This window comes from Bradyrhizobium sp. BR 1433, assembly GCF_051547665.1.
GTDB classification, from domain to species: domain Bacteria; phylum Pseudomonadota; class Alphaproteobacteria; order Rhizobiales; family Xanthobacteraceae; genus Bradyrhizobium; species Bradyrhizobium australafricanum.
Genome location: NZ_JBPUGG010000001.1, coordinates 1,470,219 through 1,490,525, shown reverse-complemented (window position 1 = coordinate 1,490,525; position 20,307 = coordinate 1,470,219). Strand labels below are relative to the sequence as shown.

Below are 20,307 nucleotides of genomic sequence, written 5' to 3'. Positions count from 1 at the left end.
AATAGACGGCTGGCTTGGTTGACTTTGGGGACCGCCTTCCCCCATAAACGCGCCCGACCGCGCACCCGCTTCGGGTCGGCCGGTTATCAGCGTCATTTCGATGACCCGGTCCGCCGCCACTCGCGCGGCCGGTCTGATGCTGTTGGACGGGGGAGTGTCCCGAGTGGCAAAGGGAGCTGACTGTAAATCAGCCGCCTCATGGCTTCGCAGGTTCGAGTCCTGCCTCCCCCACCAGCCTTCGCTCGCTTCGCGAGCTACGGCTCGGCAGGCCGGGAAAACTCCATCGTAGCGAAGTGAGCGAAGGCTGCCACGCCATAGCCCGAAGGGCGACGGCGGGCTGTATCGGCGAGGCATGAGTCGCTTCGCGAGCTACGGCTCGGCAGGCCGGGAAAACTCCATCGTAGCGAAGTGAGCGAAGGCTGCCACGCCATAGCCCGAAGGGCGACGGCGGGCTGTATCGGCGAGGCATGAGTTCGCTTCGCGAGCTACGGCTCGGCAGGCCGGGAAAACTCCATCGTAGCGAAGTGAGTGAAGGCTGCCACGCCATAGCCCGAAGGGCGACGGCGGGCTGTATCGGCGAGGCATGAGGCGCTTCGCGACCCACGGCTCGGCAAGCCCGGAAAACTCCATCGTAGCGACGTGAGCGAAGCTAGGCCACAGCCCGCTCATCCATTCGACACCCGCTTCTTCACCCTATCCGCGCAAACAGCTCCAGCCGCCGCCGGCGTTCCGTTGCTCGGCCCGCGAGTGCAATGGTAGATTGCGCCATTTCATGATTGAGCCGTTTCAGAGGATATGAAGAAAATTTTGCACTGCGACGCTTCTGCAGGCGATGACCCGGCGCTGATGGTTGCCTGCGCGGTCTTGCTCGGGGTCTCGATCCTGGTTTCGATACCGGCATTTGTCGGTGGTGGCGGCCAGGCCGGAATCGATTTTTCGTGTTTCTGGGGCGCGGGCGGGATGGCGCTCGAAGGCCATGCGGCGGCGGCCTACGATTGGGAGCAACTGCATCAGCAACTTGTTCTCCGGCTGCAATCCCTCAATCACGCTCCGTATCCTTACGATCAGGTACCGGTTCCGTTCTTTTATCCGCCGGTGTTTTTCCTGGTTGTGGCGCCGCTGGCGCTGCTGCCGTTTCCGATCGCGTTCTGGGTCTGGAGCGCAGCGAAGCTGTCTTGCTGGCTGCTCGTCGTTCATGCCATCCGGCCACGCTCCGCCGCGCTGCTGCTGGCACTCGCTGCTCCGCCAGTATTCTACGACTTCATTTCCGGCCAAAGCGCACTGCTCGCCGCATCGCTGCTCGGCGGCATCCTGCTGACATTGGATAGGCGTCCGCTTCTCAGTGGAATCCTGATCGCGCTGCTGATCTTCAAACCTCAATATGGCGTGCTGCTTCCCTTCGTGCTGATCGCCACCGGGCGTTGGCACGTCGTCATCACCGCCGCCTTGGTGATTCCGGTCCTCCTGCTGCTCGCCGGGCTGATCTTCGGCTGGGATACCTTCGATGGATTCCGCGCCGCCGCCACCTTCGCCACGACGCAATTCCACCTCAGTGGCGCGCTGCCATGGTACAAACTTCAGAGTATCTATGGGCTCTTGAGAGATGCCGGCCTCGGTTACGGTTTGGCGATGGCTGTCCACGTCGCCATCGCATCGGTGGTTGCGATCGGGGTGCTGATCCTGTGGCGCGGCCAGGTCAGCTTCGCCGTAAGGGCCGCAAGCCTGCTGGCAGCAACGCCGCTGATCTCTCCTTACTTCGCGATCTACGATATGCCGGTCCTGGTCGTCGCGTTGGTGTTTCTCATGAACGCCAGCGCGGGCCGCCTCGCGTCGCGTTCGAGTCGAAGCGCCTTCCGGATCGCTGTCAGCGTCGTCTTCGTATTGGGATACGCTTTCCCGTTCGTGCGCACGCCTCTCGGCCCTATGATGTGCGCAACCGTGATCGCGCTAATCTGGACGAGATACCGGCAAGAGGCCGGCGAGACGGCTACAGGCGAGGAGTTGCGAAAATCTGCGACCGTTGGCGGCTAAAGCATGATCCGGCGCGATCAGGATTCAACCCGATCTCATCGCGCTTTAGTGTCCTGACCGCGAACAGTCTGCGGCGAAGATCATCGCGATCAGCCGTCCTGGTGCGCCGGCGGCGTTGCCGTGCCGGGCACAGCCTCCGCGCCAACCGGGCGCCTGGTGCCCGACGGATCGTCGCGCTTGAGCATCGAGGCCCAGGCGAAAAATGGATAGGCCAAAAGCGCCAGGTATCTCGTGGGCATCGGATGATCGACGCCGAATGCCGTCGGCTTCTGCCCTTCCGGAAGATAGAGGCTGCCGAACAGCACATCGTAGAACGAGAACAGCCCGGCGTAGTTCTTGTCCCTGGCTTCCCGCTCGCTGCTGTGGTGCCAGTGATGAAACTCCGGCGATACCAGGACGTGGCGCAGCGGGCCGTAGCCCAGGCGCACGTTGGCGTGCGCGAGCCAGGACTGCCAGTAGTAGATCGCAAGATAGGTCCCGATCGCCTCAGCGGAGAAACCGAGCGCGAACAGCGGAAACAGCGAACCAACCTTCATGAAGGTCACGTCAAGCGGGTGCTGGTGGATCGCGGCGAGCCAGTCCAGCTCCTCGACGGCGTGATGAACGGCATGGATGCGCCACATGGCGGGCACGACATGCAGGATGCGGTGGGTCCAGTAGATGCCGAGGTCCCCGATCACGATCGCGATCGGCGCCTGAGCCCAATACGGGAGATCGCCGACCGCCTGCTTGACGGCCGAGGGCAGGATCGATTGATTGACCAGCGTCGCCACCGCGATGATCGCGGTCACGCCGACGAACACCAGCCAGCCGTTGAGGAACAGGAAGGCCATATCGGTCGAAAGACCACGCCTGAAGATCTTCTGCGGCCTCGCTGCAAAGAGTTGCTCGAACGGCACGAAGATCAAGGGCGCCAGCAAAAGCTGATATTGTTCCAATAACTCGCGCATTCAAATGGCCACGTGAAATGGCGACAGCCTACCACCCCGGTCCCCGATGGCGTCAATCGGAAACGAAACCCGGGTTGTGGGAGCGTTAATCAGCATCCCCGTGCCGCTACGGGATCACGGGTGTCCGGGAGCCGGGTTGGTCCGCATGCGCCAATCCCAGCCCTCACTCCATCCTTGCGAACAGCTCCACCAGCGTCTCGCGCAGCCAGCGTTGGGCGGGAACGGTGTCGTTGCGCTGGTGCCAGAACAGGCTGACGATGCGCGGCGGCGCCGGCAGCGGCACCGGCATGGCGTGCAGATGGGGCGCGTGGCGGGACTGCGCGCTGAGATCGCGCGGCAGCACGGCGATCAGGTCGGACTGGCGCACGATCTCGTAGGCGGCGTTGTAGTGGTTGACGGTCGCGACCAGATTGCGCGACAGCCCGCGCGAGGCGAGAAACTGGTCGTAGGTCGGCAGCGTCTTGCCGGCGAGGCTGACATCGACATGCTTGGCGGCAAGGAAGCTCCGGGTGTTGAGCCGCTTCTGCCTGGCCAGCGGATGGTCCCGCCGCATCATGCAGGCGTACTCGACGGTCCACAGCGAGCGGGAGCGGATCACGGCCGGCGGCTGCTGCGCCTCGTTGACATAGACGCTCAGCACGCAATCGACCCGGTTGTCCTCGAGCCGGTCGCCGATCTCCAGGATGGTGTTGGGCACGGTATGGATGCGCGCGGACGGCGCCACTTCACTGAAGCGGTTGAGCAGCCGCGGCATCACCAGCGAGGCCACGTAGTCGGACATCGACAGGATGAATTCGGCCTGGGTCTGTCGCGGATCGAAGGCATCCTCGTCGAGGGCGTGGCGGACATGTTCCAGGGCATCGCCGATCGGCTGCCACAGCGCCACGGCGCGCTGCGTCGGGCGGATCCCGCTCGCGGTGCGCACGAACAGGGGATCCCCGAGCGCGTCGCGCAGCCGTGCGAGCGCGTTGCTGACCGCGGGCTGCGTCATGGTCAGCGCGCTGGCGGCGCGCGTGACGCTGCCCTCGGTCATCAGCGCCTCGAAGACTTTCAGGAGGTTGAGGTCGAGCGTGCGGAAGGACACGAGAAATATTCACAAGGGTGATGTGCCAGATAACGATTATAAATTATTCGGATAATATTGGTTTGTCTATCATTCCCCGGCTGACGCTGTGGCGCGTGCCGCCGTGGGGCGAGGGGGGACTTTCATGTCGATGATCTCGGCGCGCATCGAGCGCCTGCCGTTCGCGCGGTTCCATGTGCACCTGCTGCTGATGGGCGGCCTCGGCTATCTCTTTGACGCGATGGATGCCGCGGTGCTGGCGTTCATCCTGCCGGTGCTGCGTACCGCCTGGGGGCTGACCAATGTCGAGACCGGCGTGCTCGGCAGCAGCACCTTCGTCGGCTATCTGTTCGGCGCGCTGCTCGCGGGGACGCTGGGCGACCTGATCGGCCGCCGCGCGGTGATGATGTCGGCGCTCGCGCTCTACAGCGCGGCCTCGCTGGTCAGCGCGGCGGTGGATAGCTGGCCGGCGTTCTTTGCCGCACGCGTCGTCGCCGGCATGGGCACCGGCGCGGAGAGCGCGATCATCGCGCCGTACCTCGCGGAGTTCGTGGCGCGGCGTTACCGCGGTGCCTTCACCGGCGCGCTGGCGGGCTTCTTCTCGTTCGGCTTCGTCGCCGCCGCCTTGCTCGGCTATTTCATCGTGCCCGCCTACGAGAACGGCTGGCGCATCGTGCTGGTCATCACGGCCGTGCCTGTCGTGATGCTGCTGTGGTGGCGGAGATCGCTGCCGGAATCGCCGCGCTGGCTGGAAAGCCGGGGTAGGGCGAAGGAGGCCGAAGCGGTGCTCGACAGGATCGAGGCCGGCTTCGTGCGCGAGGGCCGCGCGCTGCCGCCGGCGGTCGCCGAGCCGGCCGCGCCAATCGCCTCGTCGGGAACGCTGTTGAGCAATTTTGCCGCGCTGCTCGCCGGCCGGCAGGCGCGCATCACCACCATGACCTGGATCATGTGGCTGTCGATCACGTTCAGTTACTACTCCTTCTTCGTCTGGATTCCCGGCCTCTTGGTGCAGAACGGCATGAGCATCACCAAGAGTTTTGGCTATTCGCTCGCGATGTATTGCGCGCAGGTGCCGGGCTATTTCACCGCCGCCTTTTTCAATGAGCGGATCGGACGGCAGGCGACGATTGCGACCTATATGCTGCTCGGCGGCGTCAGCGCGCTCGGGCTCGCCTTTGCCAAGAGCGATGCGGAGATCATGACGGCCGGCCTGCTGCTGTCGTTCTTCATGAACGGCACCTATGCGGGCGTCTATGCCTACACGGCCGAAGTGTTTCCGACATCGATCCGGACCACGGGTGCCGGGCTCGCATCCGCGATCGGCCGGATCGGCGCGATCGCGGCTCCCATCCTGGTCGGCTACCTCTATCCGAATTTCGGCTTTGCCGGCGTGTTCGGCGTCACCACGTCCGTCCTCCTGATTGGCGCGCTGACCGTCGTGCTGATGGGCGTGCCGACGCGCGGCCGCTCGCTGGAAGACATCGCAAGCGAAGCCGCGTGATCGCGGCGCCTGGGAGATCATCATGGCTACGACCCTCTTCAAGAATGCCGCGCTGCTCGATCCCCTGCGCTCCGATCTGCTCGAAGGCCACCACGTGCTGGTCGAGGACCGCCTGATCAAGGAGGTCGCGGACCGGCCGATCGAGGCTTCCGCCGATCGGGTCATCGACCTCAAGGGCAAGACGCTGATGCCCGGCCTGATCGACCTGCATGTGCATGCGGTCGCGGTCGAACTCGATCTGTCGCAGCAAGCGCGGATGGCCAACGTGCTGGTGACGCTGCGCTCGACCATGCTGTTGCGCGGCATGCTGAAGCGCGGCTTCACCACCGTCCGCGATGCCGGCGGCGCCGGCTACGCGCTGAAGCAGGCGATCGACACCGGCCTGACCGACGGTCCGCGGCTGTTCGTCTCCGGCCGCGCGCTCAGCCAGACCGGCGGCCACGGCGACGGGCGGGCCCGCTCGGACTATCTGGCCGACCCGACCTGCTCCTGCTGTGTGCGGGTCGGCGCCATTGCGCGCGTCGTCGACGGCGTCGATGCGGTGCGCAAGGCGGTGCGCGAGGAGCTGCAGATGGGCGCCGACCAGATCAAGATCATGGCGTCCGGCGGCGTTGCGTCGCCGACCGATCCGATCGGCGCCTGCGGCTATTCCGAGGACGAGATCCGCGCCATCGTCGCGGAGGCGAGGGCGCGGCACACCTATGTGCTGGCCCACGCCTACACGGCGGAAGCGATCGAGCGGGCAATTCGCTGCGGCGTGCGCACCATCGAGCACGGCAATCTGGTCGATCTGCCGACCGCGCGGCTAATGGCCGAGCAGGGCGCCTATGTGGTGCCGACGCTGGTCACCTATGAGGCGCTGGCCAATGAGGGCGCGAAATACGGCCTGCCTGCGGCGAGCGTCGCCAAGATCGCCGACGTTCGCGACGCCGGGCTGCGCTCGCTTGCGATCTATCGCGAGGCCGGGGTCAAGATGGGATTTGGCACCGATCTGCTCGGACCGTCGCAGCGGCTGCAGAGCGACGAGTTCCGGATCCGCGCCGAGCTGCTCGGACCGCAGGCGGTGATCGAAAGCGCGACCATCATCGGCGCCGAGGTGCTCGGCATGGAAGGCAAGCTCGGCCGCATCGCGTCGGGGGCGTTCGCCGATCTGCTGGTGGTCGAGGGCAACCCGCTGCGCGACGTGAGTTGTCTGCTCGGCCAGGGCGAGCAGATCCCGCTGGTCATGAAGGCCGGCAAGACCGAGGTGGACAGGCTGGGCGGGTAAGCGCGTGGTTACCTTACCCCGAGCGAGCCGCCGCGCACTCCGCTTCACCTCGCCCCGCGTGCGGGGAGAGGTCGGATTGCATCGGAGATGCAATCCGGGTGAGGGGACTCTCCGCAAACCCGTCTATCACCGTTTGCGCGGAGACGGCCCCTCACCCCAACCCTCTCCCCGTAAGAACGGGGCGAGGGGGGCGCGGTGCCGTCGCCGCTCGAACTCAACCCAATCTCATTTGCGCTCTAGGCCCTACCACACCACGCGCAGCCCCGCGGTGCCCTTGTAGCTGTGGTTGGCGGATGCATCCTCTAGGCTCGCGCGGTAGGTAGCTTCGCCGAACACGGTGTAACGCCCGCCCGCCCAGCTGTAGCTGCCGCCGCCGCCGATCGAGCCCCAGAGCCGGTCGTTGGCGCTGGCGAAGCTCGTGCCCGCGACCGCGACGTTGGTGCCGTCGAGGAATTCGTAGTGCAGGTTGCCGATCGCGTAGAGGTCGGAGCGGGCGCCGTCGCTCCAGCTCTTCTGGTGATTGAGCGACAGGCCGACGCGGCCGAGCAGGCTGTCGGCATTGCCGAGCGAGACCAGCGCGCCGAAGCGGTCGGTGAAGCCGTCGAAGTCGACCTTCGAATAGGCGAGCTGCGCCTGCGGCGTCAGCGAGAAACCGTTGCCGATCGTGGAGCGCTTGCCGCCCTCGACGCTGAACGCATAGCCGAGGCCTTCATTGCCATGGGTCACGCTGCCGACGAGATCGGAAGTGAGATCGCCGCGGTAGAACATGGTCTGCATCTGGCCGTCGATGTAGACGCCGTTGTCGCCGTACCAGGTGGCGGTGGCGCCGACGCCGGTGCCCTCGGCGCGGATGCGGCCATTGCCGAAGAACGAGTTCACGTAAGCGGTGGTCAGGCCGTATTGCAGCGTGAGGCCGACGATCAGGCGGCCGTAGCTGTTCTCGAGCGCGAGGCCGTCGAGCCCGGCCTGTGCCTTGAAGTCATCGCTGTTCAAGGTCGAGCTCGTGGTGTTGGACGGCCGCAGGCTGGTTTGACCGCCCTCGACGCGGCCCCAGAATGCCGATTGCGTCCATGAGCTGTCCGCCGTCGCCGCCGGCGAGACGCCCATCCGCGCCATCGCCTCGCTCGGGTTGCCGCTGCCGCCGCCCCAATACCGGTTGCCGACGCGCTCCTGCAGCGACGGCAGCGCGTTCATGCCGAGCAGCACCTGCGCGTAGTTCTCGTAGAGCGGCACGCCGGGCTGGTACAGCGGACCCGCGGGCACGCCCGGCGGCGTCGGTGCGGTTGGATCGCTCGACGGCACCAGAGTGGAGCGCAGATACCAGTCGCCGTCGGTCGGCGTCGCGACGCCGTTCTTCTGCAACGTATAGGCATAGGCGCCGGCGATGATCGCCTGCTGCCCTTGCAGGGCGTAGTTGCCGGCCAGCGTGAAGCTGCCGTTGGAGGCGCCGGCGACGTCGATCAGCTTGATGCCGTCGGCGGTTTGCGCGCCGCCGCCGCCGGCATTATTGACCCGCACGGTCGAGGTGCCCGACGTGCTTCCCGCGACGAGGCGGTCGGTCGCCGAACCGTCGCTGCCGAGCACGGTGTTGAACAGCAGCGTGCCGCCATTGCCGGCATAATTGCCGGCGACCGTCAGCGTCGTGCCGGGCGCCGCACCGAACCGCAACGTGCCGGCGTTGCTGAATCCGCCGATGGTCTGGTTGAGGCCATTGAGGTCGATCGTGGCGCCGGCGCCGGCGGTGATGGCGGAGGCGGCGCTGAGCGCATTGACCGCGCCGGCTTGCAGCGTGCCGCCGTTCACCGTGGTCACGCCGCTATAGGTGTTGACGCCGGACAGGATCTGCGTGCCGCCGGTCAGGGCGAGCCCGCCGGTGCCGCCGATCGCGCCCGCGAAATTGTCGCTGGCATTGGTGATGGTCAGCGTCTTGGCGCCGAGCGCGACATTGCCGCTGCCGGCGAGACTCTGGATGCTGGTGCCGGCACCCGTGAGGCCGGAGATGTCGAACGCCGCATTCGCCACCACATGGCTGGAATTGCTGATCGACCCGGTGCCCGTCAGCGCCAGCGTGCCCGCGGAGATCGTGGTCACGCCGCTATAGGTGTTGGCGCCGGACAGCGTCTCGGTGCCGCCGGCGAGCGTCAGTCCGCCGCTGCCACCGATCACGCCGGCGAAGCTGTCGTTGGCGGCCGTCAGCGTCAGCGTCTTGGCGCCGAGATCGACGCTGCCGGTGCCCGACAGCCGCTGGATGCTGGTGCCTGCGCCGGAGAGGCCGGCGATGCTGAAGGTACCGTTGGCGATCACCTGGCTGGACGCGGAAATGTCGCCAGCGCCTGATAGCGCCAGCGTGCCCGCTGTGATCGTGGTCGCGCCGCTGTAAGCCTGGGCGCTGGAGAACGCCTGCGTGCCGCCGGTGAGCTGCACGCCACCGGTGCCGCTGATCGTTCCGGCGAATGTGTCGTGGGCGTTGGTGAGGATCAGGTCCTTGGTGCCCAGTGTGACGGTGCCGGCGCTGTTGCCGGCGAGGCTCTGGATGTGCGCGGCGGGGTCAGACATGACCGAGAGATCGAAGATTGCGTTATCGACCACCCCGCTTGAACTGGCGAGCGCATTGCCGGAGCCGGCGGTAGTGTTCAGCCGGAACGTGCCTTGCTGGATCACCGTGTCGCCGGTGTAGCTGTTGCCGACGCCACCAAAGCTGAATAGCCCGGCGCCGGTCTTGGTCAATCCGCCGACGCCGCTGAAGCCAACCTGGTCGATGACGGTGGACGCGGCGGCGTTGATGGTCAGTCCGCCCGCAGCGATGTTGTTCTGGGCGGCCGTTCCGCTGGTGAGGCCGGCGGTATTGGTGCTGACGAGGATGACGGCGTTGTCGTAATTGACCTGACCGCTCGCGTTTTGAATGCTGATGCCGAAGCCGCGCGACACCAGCGTGGCGTTGCTGATGTTGAGGGTGCCAGTGCCGAAACCGGCCGGAGTGCCGACGATGACCCTTAACGCGGAGACGGTCGCGCCATCGGTGATATTAAGCACACCCGCGCCGGAAGTGCCGATGGTGATCGAGCCGGTCGTCAATTGCGATCCGGCCCCCGTCACCGTCAAATGGGTGGACCCGCCTGCGACATCGCCCATAAAAACATTAAGATTGGCGGTCAGCGTGGCGCCGTTTTGAATCGTGAGGCTGGTGGTTCCGCCGGCGACGTCGCGGATATTGATATTGCCGGTCGTGCTGGTCGCCCCGGGGTTCACGCCGAGAACGACGGTTGAACCCGCCACGATATTGGGGCTGGTTCCGGAAGTCGGCGCCGCGCCGCCGGACCAGTTCGTCCCCACCGTCCAGTCGTTGCTGGTGGCGCCGGTCCAGGTCTGCGCCGCCGCCGAGCCCGGTGACAGCGCCGAAAGCGCAGCGACCGACGTGCTCAGCAACAGCAGCCGCTCGAAGTGCGCACGGGTGCGGGACGGTGATGCCGTCCGGCGTGGATTGCGTGGGTTGTCACCAACGTGTCGCGCGATCGTCGCAGCCCCGATGCATTCGCGCATGGCGCTCAGCCCCTTGTTCTTGCCGCCGCCAGGCAGGTTGCATTCCGGCAAACCTTCGCCAGCCGCGGATGGGCGTCACGCTATGTGACTCACTGTGAGCTGACAAATGAAGGTTGTGGTTCCTGCAACGAAACAAAGCGCAGTGTGTTCGCGATGCAACGTCCGCGCGTCGCAATTAATCGATCGCTAACCAGTTGAGCCGCGCCGTGCCCGGTTTCGTACGCAAGCGGTGTCCCCCTGAAAGGCAGGCTATCGCATGTGCTGTCGGCCATGACGACGGGGAAACGTCGGTTACAGAAGCGCGCAAATGCCATATGCCTGCCCGGGACCGAGCGTGCGTCCGCGGCATTTCGGAATATTGGAAAAGTACCCGTGAGTTGCCCGACGTGTCAAGGAGCCTGGTCGAGGGCCGGCCACCGCCGGCTACTTTGCATGGGGTTGTTTTCGATATTTTGGCAACGCGCCCGCAGTGGCCGGGCTACCGCTTGGGCCACCCGGCACGCCCGATCACGTTACCGCTGGCGGCGTTGACGTTGCCGGGCAGAAGCACGACATATCGCGTGCCGATCTCACCCGCCGCTCCGGAGCAAGCCATGAACGCCCCCAACATCGAGTCCGTCACGCCGCAGTCTGGCGGCGACGTTGTGGCCTGGCTGACCAACGAGACCCGCGACGAGCGCTTCATCGACAATATCTTCGCCGAGTTGTGCATCCGGTTGCAGCAAACGGGTATTCCCCTCAAGCGGGCGACGATGAATCTGCTGATCCAGCATCCGCAATGGCTCGGTGCCCGGATCATCTGGGGCGACGGCAAGCGCGAGGCCGAGATCACGCGGGTCGACTACGAGGTCAGGGAGCGCTCGGAATATATCGGCAGCCCGGTCTACGAAATCCACCAGGGCGCCGACGAAGTGCGCGAGCGGCTCGAACGGGCGCCTGGTCGCACGCATGCGCTCTATGACGAGATGCGCGCGCAAGGCCTGACCGACTATGTGGCGTGGCCGCTGCTGCATACGCTCGGCAAGCGGCATGTCGTGACGTTCGCGACCGACCGGTCTGGCGGTTTCGATGACGCTGACATCGCCGAGCTGCGCAAGGTGCTGCCGGTGCTGGCGCTGGTCAGCGAAATCCGGATGAAGAACCGCCTGGCGCGGACGCTGCTCGAGACCTATGTCGGCACCCATGCCGGCGAGATGATCCTGGCAGGCGCGACGCGGCGGGGCAGCGGCACCACGGTCCGCGCCGCGATCATGATCTGCGATCTCAGGGACTTCACCCGGATCTCGGATTCCTGGCCGCGCGACGACGTCATCGATCTCCTCAACGACTATTTCGACGCGATGTCGGAGCCGATTGCGCGGCACGGCGGGGAAATCCTGAAATTCATCGGCGACGGTCTGCTTGCGATTTTCCCGCTCAGCGATCCCAGGGCCTGCGCCAACCTGCTGCACGCGGTGTCCGAGGCGCGGCAGGCGATGGCGGCGCTGAGCGAAAAGAACAGCATGATGGGCCGGGCGCCGATGAATTACGGCATCGGCGTCCATGTCGGCGACGTCATGTACGGCAATATCGGATCGCGCAGCCGGCTCGACTTCACCGTGATCGGCCCCGCGGTGAACATGGCCTCGCGGCTCGAGGCTCTGACCAAGCAGTTGGGTCGAAACGTGCTGCTGTCGCGCGCCTTCGCCGATCTGGTCGCGCACGATTTCGCGCTCGAGCATGTCGGCGAGCATTCGGTGCGTGGTTTCAGCGAGCCGATCGAGCTGTTTGCTTATCGCGGCTGAGGCTCGATTGGCCAAAGCAGCGTGACGTGCGGCGCATGCACCGGCTGAGAGGGCCCAATGTCCAAAGGCTCCTGCCGTTAAGGAGATCGGCCGGACAGGCTTACTGTCGGCGCGCGCAGCAATTGCTGCTCGGCATAGTTGGCCAGACGATCGTACTCTTCGGCGATCTTCAGAAGGTTCGCGCGTGAGTTTTGATATCTGAACAAATCCGCCTTGGCACGTGTCTTGGCGGCTCGGTCCCGCCAATAGCCGGCGTTGGTCATGACGTTCTCGATCATGGCGCTTCCCCCTTTCTCAGGGATTGCCCATAGACCAACGTCGCCGCGACAAGTCCGCTCCCCGAGGAACCCGGAACTGGCGTTCACGCATGAAGAGTCACTGAAACATTCCGTTTGTTCCAGACGAAATTTATTCAAGCTGGATTCACACGCGTTATTTTCCGGAACGCCGGATCGCGCGAATCATTCGGACACTGGGCAGGCATTTTCATTAAGGAAAGTTTTCAAGGCCCAGAGGGTCCGCCTGATCATCGGCACTATCGGTTCGGCGTGAGCATGGGAATCGGACGGCCCCGGCAATGCGAGATGCCGGGGCCGTTTTCCCGTGGTGCCGGGAATTCAGATCGAGGTGATCTTCTGCGCCGGTGCAGCGCGCTCGACGAAGCCCTTGGCGAGGGCGTGATAGACGCCTTCCTTGCAGATCAGGCGCGAGCTCGCGTGCGCAATCAGGGCCGCGGCCATCAAGGGCACGACCATCGCGTGATTGTCGGTCATCTCGGTGACGATCACGAAGGCGGTGATCGGTGCCTGAACCACGCCGGCAAAATAGGAGACCATGCCGAGCAGCATGATTGCCGATAGCGGCGCGCCGTGAAACAGCGGCGCGATGTTGGAGCCGAGCCCGGCACCGACCGCGAGCGAGGGCGCGAAGATGCCGCCCGGCATGCCGCTGATCGAGGCGAACGTGGTCGCCAGGAATTTCCAGACGCTGAAGCTCGCCGGCAATTGTGCTCCGGCTTCGAGCGCGGATTTGACCTGCTGATATCCCGTGCCATAGATCGCCCCGTCGGACGCAATCCCGCAAATCGCAGCCGCTAATCCGCAGATTGCGGCAAAACCGACTGGATAACGCTTGATCGCGCTTCCGACCGGATTGGCAAACCCGCGTGCCATTGTGATCAGGATGCGACTGAACAGGCCGCCCGCAAGACCTCCGGCAACGCCGCAGAGCGGGACCGCGAGCCAGTCGGTGCCGTTGCGCAGGGCCGTCGCGCTGGTGCCGAAATACGTATAGTTGCCCATCAGCGCGAGCGAGGTCAGGCCGGCAGCGATCACCGCGCCGATGATCAGGCTGCTGGTTCTCGTCTCGAAGGCACGGCTCATTTCCTCGATGCCGAACACGATCCCGGCCAGCGGGGTGTTGAAGGCGGCCGCGACACCTGCGGCCGCGCCGGCAAGGATCAGGCCGGGTTGGCGCCGCGGCGAGAAGCGGCCGAGCGCAAACATGATCGAGGCGCCGATCTGCACCGTCGGTCCCTCGCGCCCGACCGACGCGCCACACAACAGGCCAAACAGCGTCAGCAGGATCTTGCCGGCCGCAACGCGCAGCGAAACCAGGCTTTCGCGCGCGGTCTGGTCGGTCAGATGGCGTGCAGCGATCGCCTGCGGGATTCCGCTGCCCTGCGCGTTCTGAAAGAAGCGGTTGGTCAGAAACACCGACAGCGCGAACCCGGCCGGCGTCAGCACCAGCGAGGCATAATGGAAACGGGATACCACCGCGCCGAACGCGATCTGCGCCAGATCGGCGAGCTGTGCCAGCGCGACGGCCGCCGCGCCGACCGCAATGCCGCCCAGCAAGAACAGGGCGCGGCGCTGCCAACGCGCGGAGACCAGTCTGAACAGCCGCCTCTGGCGGTTGGAGGGGAAGGTCATTCTGACGAGTTCTGGCTCATGTCGTGGTCCGATACGCAGCGGATCACGTCATTCCTATCACGCGTCGGCGGTATGCGAAGCTGAAGAAATCAGCACGGTGTGCCGGCGCAGCCGCCAAACTCCAGGGCCGAAATCCGCGATACCGCCTGAGGCCTCAATCTTCGGCGATCTCCGGGAGGCTCGTGCGTGAGTTTTGGTGTCTCAACGACTCCGCCTTGGCGCGTACTTTCCCGCCGTGACGCATGATTGAGGGACGCGGAAAATCTGGCACAAACTGCACTTTGCGCGGCTTCCGCTGCGGCGTATTTTGACCGCCCCATTGAAGGGCGCATGTCATGTCCGAAGTGATTGTTCGAGCGGGCATCGTCGTATTGGGACTTTGCCCAATCGCAATGGTTGCCGTTGCTCTATTCATTTGATGGAAGCCCACCTGGCCCGACCGCGCCAACCGGGCCGGTAGACGGCCCCAGCGCCTGCCCTCCCAGGCCCCATAGGTTGCTGGGGCCACTCGACAAGGAGGCCGCCGGTTGGCGGCCTCATTCCTTGCCTGGTACCGAGTTGGGTGCGTCACCGGGATCATTGCCGGGCGAATGACATGGGCACTGAATCGAAAAGGGCCGTCGCATCGGCGGCCCTTTTCTGCCGGTCATAATAGGTCTGCAAAAAACTCAGTCGTGAAAAAATGCTCTGCAAAGAACGGCAACGCCGGCAGGGTTGGTATTACGACCGTCCTATCTCTCCGGAAATCCGGATCAGTACGGTGTTCCTGCGGTGGAACTCTTGGTCTGCGGATGTGTATCGGACGATCAATGATGGCGCACCGGAGAGGGTGCCGCCCCCATCAGGACATTCGCCGCGGGGAATCAGGACATCTCATGTCGCCGCGCTTCGCCAAGCATCATGTTGAGCATCGAGATGTGCTCGGCCGTGAGCTGCCGCTGCATGAGGCTCACGGCCCATCCTTCCGGGATCGCGTCCAGCACCAGATCGAGGGCTTGATCTCGCGAGGTTGCGGCAAGCCAGATCTGGACCTCGCCGTCATCGGTGGTCACGCGTACAAAATGAACCTCAAGGGCGGCCTGCATACGCAACAAGCACCGCCGAGGGGATTGGTTGCTGACTAACCTGTGTTATTTTTCGGGGGACTTCAGTCCGCGCAGATATCCGTCCGCCGTGTGATCCTTCAGAGGGTCCGGGCCCCCGCAATTGAAGCACCGATAGAGCCGGTTGCCCTTACCGCCCGGAGGCAATGCGAATTCCAGTTTGCGCCCGCATTTCGGGCAAATCTCGGTTTTCGGTTCCATGACTCCACGCAACAATTAAACAAACTTACGTCGCGTCAAATTGCAGGTCAGCGGGCGCAGATAAATAACGTGCGTTGTCGCCCAGCTAAAAAGCCAGGCCCGCCGTCGAGGAACCGACGCGGCGGAGCATGATTGTCACAGGTTCGGTGCTGTCCCTGCCGGCAGCGTCTGGACGATCAAGGTAAACTCGCGGCCCCAGCTTGTGCCCCCCTCGCTGGGGCCGTTTCTTTGGGTGGAAGCGCGGCGCTTTGAAGCAGCGATGATCCCGCCGCCTATCTCCGGCGCCGCTGCTTTCCCGGAAACAGCCGGTCGCGGATGTAGCGGGAGGTCGGCGTCAGGCGAAGGCCCCGCGGCTTCTGCCAGGCGGCGCGGTCGATCTCCTTCTTGTCGCCGATCGCCAGTCGGCCCTTGGCGTTCTTGGCGATGAAGATCGCGTCGCTCATCCTGCGGCCGGAACGCTTGTTCCTGGCCGTCACTTCCTTCCACAGGCTGAGCCTGCCGAGCTTGAGCTTCGGCAACTCCTCCTTGATCTCGCGCTTGAGGCAATCCTTCCCGGTTTCGCGCGCGCGCCTGCGCCCGCCGGGGAACATCCACAGCCCGTCAGATCGGCGTCTAACCAGAAGAACCTTGCCGCGCTTCGCGGCTACCAGCTTGGAGGACTTGGGCATCGGAGGACTTGGGCATTTGCTGCGCAATGATCGAAATAGAATCGACCCATTTTAACTTGTCTATTTGTGTAGACAAGTTCGGATGCCACATTGTTCCACAGTCGTATGTCGGCTGTTTGTCTTTGGCGGCTGCGATCCTCGCTACGCTCGGCCGTGGCTTCTTCGATCTCGCTTGATGTCCGGTACCTCACGTTGAATTCCTGAAAGCTGTTACGGCCCGTGACTGCAACTCACCCGGTTACGTCGTGATAACGATACCCATGACGGACGGCTTTCACTGCTTAACTCAATGTTCTTGTTTTGTTCTAATTGCCCTCCACCCGGAATTGGAGGACGCCATGGACAACCGCATCAGCGAAATTCGCAGGCAGATCAGGGCGCTGCGCGTCAGCATGCTCGAGGCCGAAGCCATCATGCGCCAGCAGATCAACCGCGATGAGGACTGCGCCTTCGTCGCCGGGGACCTCTTGAAGATGCGGCTGGTCATGAGCCGCCTGGTCGAGGAGCGGGAGGTCCTGGGCGACCGCGATCCGATTATCGTGCATGCGAGCGTTGCACCGCGCCGTCGCGTCGCGACGCCGGCCTTCATTCGTTCGGCGAAGCGAGAGCTGGCCGCCGGCGAAGCGCGTGCATGACGGCGCGCCCGGGATGCGGCGGCTGTGCGCCGAACTGCAAGACGTGATGTGCCGGAGGAAAAGATGAGAGAGCCGCTTCGGTATTTCCACGACAGCGATGATCACGCGCCCTGGATCAAGGCGCTGGCCGAGGTCCGGCACATGGCGACGCGGGAAGGCTGGTGCTTTCACCACGTGCAGGCGATCATCGTGGCGATCGACCAGTATGCGGAGGCCGCGCTCGGCAATCGCGAGTTCTTCCTCAACCGGCCGCAGACCGTCGGTCCAGTGAGAAGAGGCGACGTGCCTTAACATGCTGACCGGCAGGCACGCGTGTTCGACGTCGCGGCAGCTCGACGCGCTGTCCGCGGCGGCGAAAAGCCTCGCTCAGGAAGTGCCGACTATTTCGTGTAGCCTTGACTGCTGCAGTACCACCAGGATTCGGCGGGCGATGCGCCATGCTCGATCACGTATTTCCGGCAGGCTTCGTAGCTGACCGCATACCGCTTCCCGCACGGTACTGCAGAGATGCCGAAATTGCTGGTCGAGCATGTGGATGCGGCGTGGCCCGTCGACATCGACAGGACGCCGATAAAAGGCAGGACCGCTAGAAGTGACAGGGTCTTCATCATAGCCATCGCCTCCCAAGTTGGAGGACAGCGGGGCCGCCGTCCCCGCGGAGAACCTACTACATCGCACGCCGTTCACCACCGGATTTCGCGAGTCTCACGCGCGATCTGCATCGTCACGCACGCCGTGTTCGTCGTTATGCCCGGCGCGTGACGCCTTCCGGGCGCAGGGGCCAAATGTCCCGGCCTGCCTGAGGCGGGCGGGATGGCCAATCCGCTGCCGGCGACATATCGTGACGGTCCGAGGCCGAATCTGAGGCGGACCGTTCATCGCCGGGTCATGTCCATCCGGCCATCGTCAGCGCCGCGCCCGCGAGGGCGGCGGCATATTTGCGGAGGAGTTTCGGATGATCAGGGGCTGGCAGGTTGCGACGTCGGCGCTCGCCATCGTCGTGATGGTTGCAACGCTGGGGGCTGAAGCGAACGCGGCGCAGTGCGGCAACGGGCCCGGCGGGTTCGAAGCCTGGAAGCAGCAGTTCTCGGGCGAGGCGAGCGCCAAGGGGATCGGCGCCACCGCGATCGCCGCGCTGATGCAGACCCATTACGCCAGTGCGACGATTGCAGCGGATCGCGGCCAGCGCAGCTTCGGCCTGTCGCTCGAGCAGTTCATGGCCAAGCGGGGATCTGCGACCATCGTGGCGCGCGGCCGATCGCTGAAGCAGTCGCAAGCCGCGCTGTTCGCCTCGATCCAGCAGCGCTATGGCGTGCCGCCGGGACCGTTGATCGCGATCTGGGGCATGGAGAGCGGCTTTGGCAGCCAGCGCGGCAACCAGAACATGCTGTCCTCGATCGCAACGCTTGCCTATGACTGCCGCCGTCCGGAGTTCTTCACCGACCAGCTCTATGCGGCGCTGAAGCTCGTCGACCGCGGCACGTTGTCCGGGAGCACGCGCGGCTCGATGCATGGCGAGATCGGCCAGACCCAGTTCATGCCGAAGAACGTCCTCGCCTACGGCACCGGCAATCTCGACGTCGCGGCCAACGCGCTGAGCTCGACGGCGAACTTCCTGCGCGCCCATGGCTGGCGCGCGGGTGCCGGCTATCAGCCCGGGGAACCCAACTTCGCCGCGATCGAGGCATGGAACGCGGCAGGCGTCTACCAGAAGGCGATCGCCATCATGGGACGGCAGATCGACGGCCAATGAGCGCAGCCGTGAGTTCCTTCATCGCCTGTTAACGCAACGGTGCCCAGATCGTGCGCTGTGAAACGGGAGCAGATGGAGACCGGCTCCATGCTCAAGAATGGCACCTACGCGGCGTGGTTTCGAACGTCGCTTGCGGACGGCACCGGCATCGTGCACGTCGCCGATGGCAGGCTGTGGGGCAGCGACGCGGTCATGCTCTACAGCGGCACCTATGAGGTCGACGGCGAGCGCTTCTCCGCCGTGCTCACCACGCAGCGGCACTCGAGAGACGGCGCGACCGTGTTCGGCACCGACGACCTCGTGGTGCGGCTCGAGGGCATCTGGACCGGCGCGATCGCGACCTGCACGGGCAGGGCGGATGCCGTGCCCGATCTCGCCTTCGAGGTGACGCTGATTCCGAGCCAGGAGGTGGCACCCGAGCCGCCGCCGGATTTGCCGCTGCCGAAGTTCGACCCGAGCAAGCTCCCGAAGCTGCCGAAACGCTCCAGCCGCTAAGGCATGATCCGGAAAAGTGCGAAGCGGTTCCCTCGCGACAAACGCTAAAGCCGTTTGCGCGGGGATCACGCGCTACGCATCGCTCGGGCCCGCGGTTTCTGGAAACGGCGCGCCGGGGATGTAGAGCTTCAGCGCGCGGATCTCGTAGACCGCCGACGGGTTGACGCTGCGCAGGTCGCGCGCCGCGGCGATCGCCTCCGCCTCATCGGCGCAATCGATCACGTAGAAGCCGAGCAATTGCTCCTTGGTTTCGGAGAACGGCCCGTCGATCACCATGCCGTGGCCGGACCCACGCAGCGTGCTGGCATTGCGGGTATCGCCAAGCCGCGCAGCTGGGCCGAGCTTGCCCTTCAGCCGTTGATGGACCTCGCGCAGACCCGTCATCACGGCAGCGTCCTCCTCGGCGTTCCACGATTTGACCTCGGCTTCGACGTGATAGGCCAGGATGGCATAAAGCATCTGATGTGCTCCTTATTTCTGATGCGACTGGCCCAAGGACGTCTCGCGGCGATCCGAGCCGACATTTCATCTGTAGCGGATCGGACGGTCTCTGTGTTGCGACAAGGTATCCCGCCGTCCGGCATGGCGGCGGCGAATCGCGCAGGCCAAGACAGCAAAAAGGCGCGGCGGATGAGCTTCCGCCGCGCCCCCGATTTTGATGTCTCGCTGGTCCAGGGCTGAGAGCGCCCCGATGCCAGGCTGATTGCTCAGGGCCTAGCGGGCGATCCCAGCGAGGTGACAGCGCTTGAGACAAGACACTAGATCACCTCCTTTCTTTGTTGATGGGACTTCGAATATAGGTGCCGAATCCGCCGCTGTTAAGGCCGCCTCCGGCCCAGCCGCGCCAGGAGACCGGCCGGATTGCGGCGAAATGGTTTCGTTTACCGGAGAACAGAACGCACGCCGGGGCAGTTGAGGCCGCCGCCCGGCCGTGTTAGGTGAACCCGAGATGCGGGTGTAGCTCAATGGTAGAGCAGCAGCCTTCCAAGCTGAATACGAGGGTTCAATTCCCTTCACCCGCTCCAATAATTTCAGGTACTTATCGGAATATTTGATTTCCATTCCGACAAGAGCGCTCCATTCCGACAAACGTTCACTTTCCGGCCGCCTGCTTGCGCCGCTTGATGGCTTGATCTGTGCGTCCTGCTTGGCCTCGTCGTCATGATGAAGGTCGTGCGCCATCGCTTTGGTCGATGACCATTGGCCGTTCTTCATCAGTTGCGTTCTTGTGGGGCCGGACGTGCTCGCCTCGGTGGTCCCGCCATGCCGGCCAACCGACGTGAAGGTCAGCTCAGGGCGCAAGCCCCCAGCCAGAAAGCTCTTCTTCGAAATGCGCTCCACTTGAGTCGGCATTCGCCCTTGCTGCTCCACGACACCAAGCGAAA

General features: G+C 64.6%; 17 protein-coding genes and 2 tRNA genes. 10 read left to right on the top strand and 9 right to left on the bottom strand.

Features of this window, described 5'->3' with window-relative positions; genetic code table 11:
* Positions 1–148: 148 nt before the first annotated feature.
* Positions 149–234 (top strand) — tRNA-Tyr (locus ACSKB9_RS07515).
* A gap of 561 nt (positions 235–795) precedes the next feature.
* Complete coding sequence (locus ACSKB9_RS07510; RefSeq protein WP_438072308.1) at positions 796–2,031, top strand: glycosyltransferase family 87 protein; 1,236 nt, start codon at positions 796–798, stop codon at positions 2,029–2,031.
* A gap of 89 nt (positions 2,032–2,120) precedes the next feature.
* Here the strand turns inward: ACSKB9_RS07510 and ACSKB9_RS07505 are convergent, their stop codons facing one another.
* Both ACSKB9_RS07505 and ACSKB9_RS07500 read right to left on the bottom strand, forming a co-directional pair.
* Complete coding sequence (locus ACSKB9_RS07505) at positions 2,121–2,981, bottom strand: sterol desaturase family protein (protein WP_438072307.1); 861 nt, start codon at positions 2,979–2,981, stop codon at positions 2,121–2,123.
* Between the two features lie 163 nt (positions 2,982–3,144).
* Positions 3,145–4,074 (bottom strand): LysR family transcriptional regulator, encoded by a 930-nt coding sequence (locus ACSKB9_RS07500; RefSeq protein ID WP_438080101.1) that lies wholly within the window; start codon positions 4,072–4,074, stop codon positions 3,145–3,147.
* A gap of 115 nt (positions 4,075–4,189) precedes the next feature.
* On the opposite strand from ACSKB9_RS07500, the gene ACSKB9_RS07495 reads away from it, so the two are divergent.
* Together ACSKB9_RS07495 and ACSKB9_RS07490 are read left to right on the top strand one after the other, a co-directional pair.
* Positions 4,190–5,545, top strand: coding sequence for an MFS transporter (locus tag ACSKB9_RS07495; protein WP_438072306.1), 1,356 nt, complete (start codon positions 4,190–4,192; stop codon positions 5,543–5,545).
* Between the two features lie 22 nt (positions 5,546–5,567).
* Positions 5,568–6,812 (top strand): amidohydrolase family protein, encoded by a 1,245-nt coding sequence (locus ACSKB9_RS07490; protein ID WP_438072304.1) that lies wholly within the window; start codon positions 5,568–5,570, stop codon positions 6,810–6,812.
* A gap of 243 nt (positions 6,813–7,055) precedes the next feature.
* Here ACSKB9_RS07490 and ACSKB9_RS07485 read toward each other — a convergent pair whose 3' ends face one another.
* Positions 7,056–10,238, bottom strand: coding sequence for an autotransporter outer membrane beta-barrel domain-containing protein (locus ACSKB9_RS07485; RefSeq protein ID WP_438072302.1), 3,183 nt, complete (start codon positions 10,236–10,238; stop codon positions 7,056–7,058).
* 707 nt (positions 10,239–10,945) lie between these two features.
* On the opposite strand from ACSKB9_RS07485, the gene ACSKB9_RS07480 reads away from it, so the two are divergent.
* Entirely contained in the window at positions 10,946–12,136 is a 1,191-nt protein-coding gene (locus ACSKB9_RS07480) for an adenylate/guanylate cyclase domain-containing protein (protein ID WP_438072300.1), read from the top strand.
* Positions 12,137–12,213: 77 nt separating this feature from the next.
* Here the strand turns inward: ACSKB9_RS07480 and ACSKB9_RS07475 are convergent, their stop codons facing one another.
* The 4 genes from ACSKB9_RS07475 to ACSKB9_RS07460 form a co-directional block, all read right to left on the bottom strand.
* The gene (locus tag ACSKB9_RS07475) at positions 12,214–12,414 is read right to left on the bottom strand and encodes a hypothetical protein (RefSeq protein ID WP_438072298.1); all 201 of its coding nucleotides are present in this window, start codon (positions 12,412–12,414) and stop codon (positions 12,214–12,216) included.
* A 339-nt stretch (positions 12,415–12,753) separates the two neighbouring features.
* On the bottom strand, positions 12,754–14,067 hold the full coding sequence (locus ACSKB9_RS07470) for a chloride channel protein (RefSeq protein ID WP_438072296.1): 1,314 nt from the start codon (positions 14,065–14,067) through the stop codon (positions 12,754–12,756).
* Positions 14,068–14,930: 863 nt separating this feature from the next.
* The gene (locus tag ACSKB9_RS07465) at positions 14,931–15,152 is read right to left on the bottom strand and encodes a hypothetical protein (RefSeq protein WP_438080099.1); all 222 of its coding nucleotides are present in this window, start codon (positions 15,150–15,152) and stop codon (positions 14,931–14,933) included.
* A gap of 491 nt (positions 15,153–15,643) precedes the next feature.
* Entirely contained in the window at positions 15,644–16,039 is a 396-nt protein-coding gene (locus ACSKB9_RS07460; RefSeq protein ID WP_438072294.1) for an NUDIX hydrolase, read from the bottom strand.
* Positions 16,040–16,377: 338 nt separating this feature from the next.
* On the opposite strand from ACSKB9_RS07460, the gene ACSKB9_RS07455 reads away from it, so the two are divergent.
* Positions 16,378–16,674 (top strand): hypothetical protein, encoded by a 297-nt coding sequence (locus ACSKB9_RS07455; RefSeq protein WP_438072292.1) that lies wholly within the window; start codon positions 16,378–16,380, stop codon positions 16,672–16,674.
* Between the two features lie 63 nt (positions 16,675–16,737).
* Positions 16,738–16,965: a hypothetical protein gene (locus ACSKB9_RS07450; RefSeq protein WP_016843397.1), complete on the top strand. Its 228-nt coding sequence runs from the start codon at positions 16,738–16,740 to the stop codon at positions 16,963–16,965.
* 89 nt (positions 16,966–17,054) lie between these two features.
* On the opposite strand, the gene ACSKB9_RS07445 is transcribed toward ACSKB9_RS07450, so the two are convergent.
* A complete protein-coding gene (locus tag ACSKB9_RS07445) occupies positions 17,055–17,285 on the bottom strand; it encodes a hypothetical protein (protein ID WP_225160192.1) in 231 nt (76 codons plus the stop codon).
* A gap of 344 nt (positions 17,286–17,629) precedes the next feature.
* Between ACSKB9_RS07445 and ACSKB9_RS07440 the strand changes: the two genes are divergently transcribed.
* Both ACSKB9_RS07440 and ACSKB9_RS07435 read left to right on the top strand, forming a co-directional pair.
* Entirely contained in the window at positions 17,630–18,427 is a 798-nt protein-coding gene (locus ACSKB9_RS07440; RefSeq protein ID WP_038383190.1) for a lytic murein transglycosylase, read from the top strand.
* A gap of 87 nt (positions 18,428–18,514) precedes the next feature.
* On the top strand, positions 18,515–18,922 hold the full coding sequence (locus ACSKB9_RS07435) for a hypothetical protein (RefSeq protein WP_438072290.1): 408 nt from the start codon (positions 18,515–18,517) through the stop codon (positions 18,920–18,922).
* A 72-nt stretch (positions 18,923–18,994) separates the two neighbouring features.
* Here the strand turns inward: ACSKB9_RS07435 and ACSKB9_RS07430 are convergent, their stop codons facing one another.
* Entirely contained in the window at positions 18,995–19,381 is a 387-nt protein-coding gene (locus tag ACSKB9_RS07430; RefSeq protein ID WP_438072288.1) for a YciI family protein, read from the bottom strand.
* A 492-nt stretch (positions 19,382–19,873) separates the two neighbouring features.
* On the opposite strand from ACSKB9_RS07430, the gene ACSKB9_RS07425 reads away from it, so the two are divergent.
* Positions 19,874–19,947 (top strand) — tRNA-Gly (locus ACSKB9_RS07425).
* Positions 19,948–20,307 lie beyond the last annotated feature (360 nt).

Bases quoted from the DNA above. Each gene is read 5' to 3' on its own strand.
- ACSKB9_RS07510 (WP_438072308.1), top strand. From the start codon at position 796: ATGAAGAAAATTTTGCACTGCGACGCTTCTGCAGGCGATGACCCGGCG.
- ACSKB9_RS07505 (WP_438072307.1), bottom strand. From the start codon at position 2,981: ATGCGCGAGTTATTGGAACAATATCAGCTTTTGCTGGCGCCCTTGATC.
- ACSKB9_RS07495 (WP_438072306.1), top strand. From the start codon at position 4,190: ATGTCGATGATCTCGGCGCGCATCGAGCGCCTGCCGTTCGCGCGGTTC.
- ACSKB9_RS07490 (WP_438072304.1), top strand. From the start codon at position 5,568: ATGGCTACGACCCTCTTCAAGAATGCCGCGCTGCTCGATCCCCTGCGC.
- ACSKB9_RS07480 (WP_438072300.1), top strand. From the start codon at position 10,946: ATGAACGCCCCCAACATCGAGTCCGTCACGCCGCAGTCTGGCGGCGAC.
- ACSKB9_RS07475 (WP_438072298.1), bottom strand. From the start codon at position 12,414: ATGATCGAGAACGTCATGACCAACGCCGGCTATTGGCGGGACCGAGCC.
- ACSKB9_RS07470 (WP_438072296.1), bottom strand. From the start codon at position 14,067: ATGACCTTCCCCTCCAACCGCCAGAGGCGGCTGTTCAGACTGGTCTCC.
- ACSKB9_RS07465 (WP_438080099.1), bottom strand. From the start codon at position 15,152: ATGCAGGCCGCCCTTGAGGTTCATTTTGTACGCGTGACCACCGATGAC.
- ACSKB9_RS07460 (WP_438072294.1), bottom strand. From the start codon at position 16,039: ATGCCCAAGTCCTCCAAGCTGGTAGCCGCGAAGCGCGGCAAGGTTCTT.
- ACSKB9_RS07455 (WP_438072292.1), top strand. From the start codon at position 16,378: ATGGACAACCGCATCAGCGAAATTCGCAGGCAGATCAGGGCGCTGCGC.
- ACSKB9_RS07450 (WP_016843397.1), top strand. From the start codon at position 16,738: ATGAGAGAGCCGCTTCGGTATTTCCACGACAGCGATGATCACGCGCCC.
- ACSKB9_RS07445 (WP_225160192.1), bottom strand. From the start codon at position 17,285: ATGATGAAGACCCTGTCACTTCTAGCGGTCCTGCCTTTTATCGGCGTC.
- ACSKB9_RS07440 (WP_038383190.1), top strand. From the start codon at position 17,630: ATGATCAGGGGCTGGCAGGTTGCGACGTCGGCGCTCGCCATCGTCGTG.
- ACSKB9_RS07435 (WP_438072290.1), top strand. From the start codon at position 18,515: ATGCTCAAGAATGGCACCTACGCGGCGTGGTTTCGAACGTCGCTTGCG.
- ACSKB9_RS07430 (WP_438072288.1), bottom strand. From the start codon at position 19,381: ATGCTTTATGCCATCCTGGCCTATCACGTCGAAGCCGAGGTCAAATCG.